General features: G+C 69.9%; 3 protein-coding genes. All 3 read left to right on the top strand.

What is annotated here, in order from left to right; translation table 11 throughout:
- Positions 1-327, top strand: a 327-nt coding sequence (locus YWW_RS0124140) for an ATP-binding cassette domain-containing protein (protein WP_026932105.1), incomplete at its 5' end; no start/stop codon positions are given.
- Positions 328-329: 2 nt separating this feature from the next.
- Complete coding sequence (locus YWW_RS0124145; protein ID WP_026932106.1) at positions 330-2870, top strand: ABC transporter permease; 2541 nt, start codon at positions 330-332, stop codon at positions 2868-2870.
- 372 nt (positions 2871-3242) lie between these two features.
- The coding region (locus YWW_RS0124150; RefSeq protein WP_026932107.1) for an ABC transporter ATP-binding protein at positions 3243-3577 on the top strand (335 nt) is incomplete at its 3' end.

The raw sequence follows: 3577 nt of genomic DNA on the forward strand, positions 1-3577 counted from the left end.
TCCGGCGGCCAGCAGCAGCGCGTCGCCTGCGCCCGCGCCCTGGCCTCCCGGCCCGAGGTCGTCTTCGCCGACGAGCCCACCGGCAACCTCGACACCCGGTCGGGGGCCGAGGTCCTCAAGTTCCTGCGCACCAGCGTCGACGACTTCGACCAGACGATCGTCATGGTCACCCACGACCCCACCGCGGCCGCCTACGCCGACCGCGTCATCTTCCTGGCCGACGGCCAGATCGTCGACGACATGAGCGATCCGACCGCCGACGCCGTCATCGACAAGATGAAGCACTTCGAGGAGCTCGTCGCGGCCAGCGAAGGAAAGGCCGCCTGACCATGCTGCGCGCCACTCTCAAGGGCATGGCCAGCCGCAAGGCCCGCCTCGTCCTCACCAGCCTGGCCGTCGTGCTGGGCACCACCTTCGTCGCCGCGGCGATGATCCTGACCGCCACCATGGAGAAGTCGGTCCGCGGCCTGATCTCCGACGCCTATGTGGGCGTCGACGCGGTCGTCACGCCCGCCGACGCCGAGTTCGACCAGGGCTTCGGGACCTCGGCGAACATGATCCCGGCCGAGACGATCGACCAGATCGAATCGGTCGACGGCGTCGAGACGGCCAGCGGCGCCGTCGAGGGCACCGTCAACGCCATCGGCTCCGACGGGAAACTCGTCGGCACCTTCGCGCCGACCGTCGGACTCAACTGGGACTCCGGTCAGAACCAGGAGGGCTACCTCGAGCTGAAGGAGGGCCGCGGGCCCGAGGCCGACGACGAGGTCACCGTCTCGACCAAGTTCATCGCCGACTCCGGCCTCGAAGTCGGCGACACGGTCACCGTCTACTCCTACACCGCCGACCGCACCGAGTTCACCATCGTCGGCGCCTACGGTCTCAGCGGCGACCGCGACTCGCTGGCCGGCGAGACGCAGATGGCGTTCACCACGCCCGCCTCGCAGCAGCTGATGGCCGAGGGCGAGAACGCCTACACGGCCGTCTACGTCTACGGCGACTTCTCCACCGACGACATCGCGGCCGCCATCGGCGACTACAAGGTGCAGACCGGCGAAGAGGCCAGCGACGAGGCCGCCGAGGGCCTCGCCGTCCTCACCGACGTCATGGGCTACATCTTCCTCGGCTTCGGCCTCATCGCGGTGTTCGTGTCGGTGTTCCTCATCATCAACACCTTCACGATCATCGTCGCCCAGCGCCAGCGGGAGCTGGCCGTGCTGCGCGCGATGGGCGCCGGACGGGGCCAAGTGGTCCGGTCGGTGCTGACCGAGGCGCTCATCGTCGGCGTCATCGCCTCCGTCCTCGGTCTGGGGCTGGGCCTGCTGCTCGGCTGGGGGCTGTCGCTGGCGGTGGGCGAGTTCATGTTCGCCGGCGGCCTGTCAGTGCAGTTCGTCGTGCCGGCCACGGTCATCTGGGCGCTGGTGGTCGGCATCGGCGTCACCGTGCTCTCGGCCCTGGTCCCGGCCGTCAAGGCCTCCGGGGTGCCGCCGGTGGCGGCCATGCGGGAGGCGGTCAACCCGCCCAAGCCGCTGCGGACCATCACCATCGCCGGTTCGGTCGTGGCGCTGGTCGGCGCCGTCCTCATCGCGCTCGGCCTGACCGACAGCCTCGGCGACGACAACAAGATCCTCGGCGTCATGTCCGGCGTCGGCATCGCGTTCGTCGGGGTCACCATGCTCACGCCGATCATCTCGCGGCCTCTGGTGGGGGCCCTCGGCGCGCTGATGTCCTGGTCGTTCTCGGGCAAGCTCGGCAGGCTCAACGCCGGGCGCAATCCGCGGCGGACCGCCATCACCGCCTCGGCGCTCATGATCGCCGTCGCCCTCATCACCGGGATCGCCACCGTCGTGTCGAGCCTCAAGGCCACCACCGCCGAGGCGCTCGAGACGAACCTGAACTCCGACCTGATCGTCAGCGGCCTCCAGACGGGCGCCAACATCCCCACCTTCTCGCCCGAGACGCTCGACGAGATCAAGGAAGCGCTGCCGGAGACCACGACCGTCGGCGACGTCTACGCGGACTTCTTCGGCGCCGAGGTCGACGGCCAGACCGCCGCGCTGTCCTCCAGCCAGGACCTGAGCTCGACGCTCGAGGTCTTCGGCGCCACGGTCGCCGAGGGCTCGGTCGCCGATCTCCAGCCGGACGCGGTGGTGGTCGACGAGGGCACCGCCGAGGACCGGGGCCTCGCGCTCGGCGACACGGTCGAGGTGACCTTCAGCGACGGCACGACCGAGACGCTGCAGGTCGCGGCGATCCTGGACGGCTACGACCTGACCAACGGCTGGTGGGTCGCGCCCGAGCAGATCGAGCACTTCGCGATCCCCAAGCCGATGCAGGCCTACATCGACCTCGACGAGGGCGCCGACATCGACTCGGCTCAGGCCGAGGTCGAACAGGCCCTCGCCGACGAGCCCGAGGTCGGCGTCACCAACAACGCCGAGTTCACCGAGCAGCAGACCAGCGGGCTGGACACCATCGTCGGCGCCGTGCAGATCCTGCTGGCCCTGGCCATCATCATCGCCATCATCGGGGTGGTGAACACGCTGATCCTGTCGGTCCTCGAACGGACGCGGGAGCTGGGGCTGCTGCGGGCGGTGGGCATGACCCGCGGGCAGGCGTGGCGGATGATCACCGTCGAGAGCATCATCATCTGCCTGTTCGGCGCCGTCCTCGGCATCGCGGTCGGCATCGGCCTGGGCTGGACGGTCCAGCAGGCGCTCGAGGGCGAGGGGCTGACGCAGTTCGCGCTGCCGTGGGGCCTGATCATCTCCTACCTGGTCGTGTCGGTCGTGGTCGGCCTGCTCGCCGCGCTCGCGCCGGCCGCCCGCGCCGCGAAGCTCAACGTGCTGGGGGCCATCGCCTACGAATAACTTCACTCTCAAAAGGGAACCGGAATAAGAGGGGGCGGCGCACAGCGCCGCCCCCTCGACTCGTCCGCGGTGGCCCGCTTCGCCTTCCCGTCGGGCGCCGCGAATCGCGCGGACGCACCGGACGAATGCCGGGCAGCTCGCGTCACTTCGCCGCTCCCCCAAGGCGTTCGCGCCGATCGGCCGTCTCCGCCATTCGGCCGAGCCCGCGGCACCGGCTCCCCCTCGGGGATGAGCCGAAGTCCGGTCCGCTGGCCGAAGCCGACGTTCACGCAGGTCCATAGCCTTGTGGTCATCCGAAGAGGAACACTGACCCAGAAAGGCAATCCCGTGCCACTTGCGAATCCCCCCGCCCCTCCCGCGGTCCGCGCGGCCGTGACCGCTTCCGGCCTCTGGCGGGCCTACGGTTCGGGCGAGGCGCAGGTCGTCGCGCTCCGCGACGTCTCAGTCGACTTCAGGTCCGGTGAGTTCACCGCCATCATGGGCCCCTCGGGCTCGGGCAAGTCGACGCTCATGCACTGCCTGGCCGGTCTCGACACGACCGACCGCGGCACCGTCGCCGTCGGCGGCACCACCATCACCGGCCTGGGCGACAAGGCGCTGACGAAACTGCGGCGCGACAAGATCGGCTTCATCTTCCAGCAGTTCAACCTGCTGCCGACGCTGACGGCCGAGGAGAACATCACGCTCCCGGCGGCCATCGCCGGCAC

The sequence above is a fragment of the Glycomyces tenuis DSM 44171 genome, from assembly GCF_000427885.1.
Taxonomy (GTDB): Bacteria; Actinomycetota; Actinomycetes; order Mycobacteriales; family Micromonosporaceae; genus Glycomyces; species Glycomyces tenuis.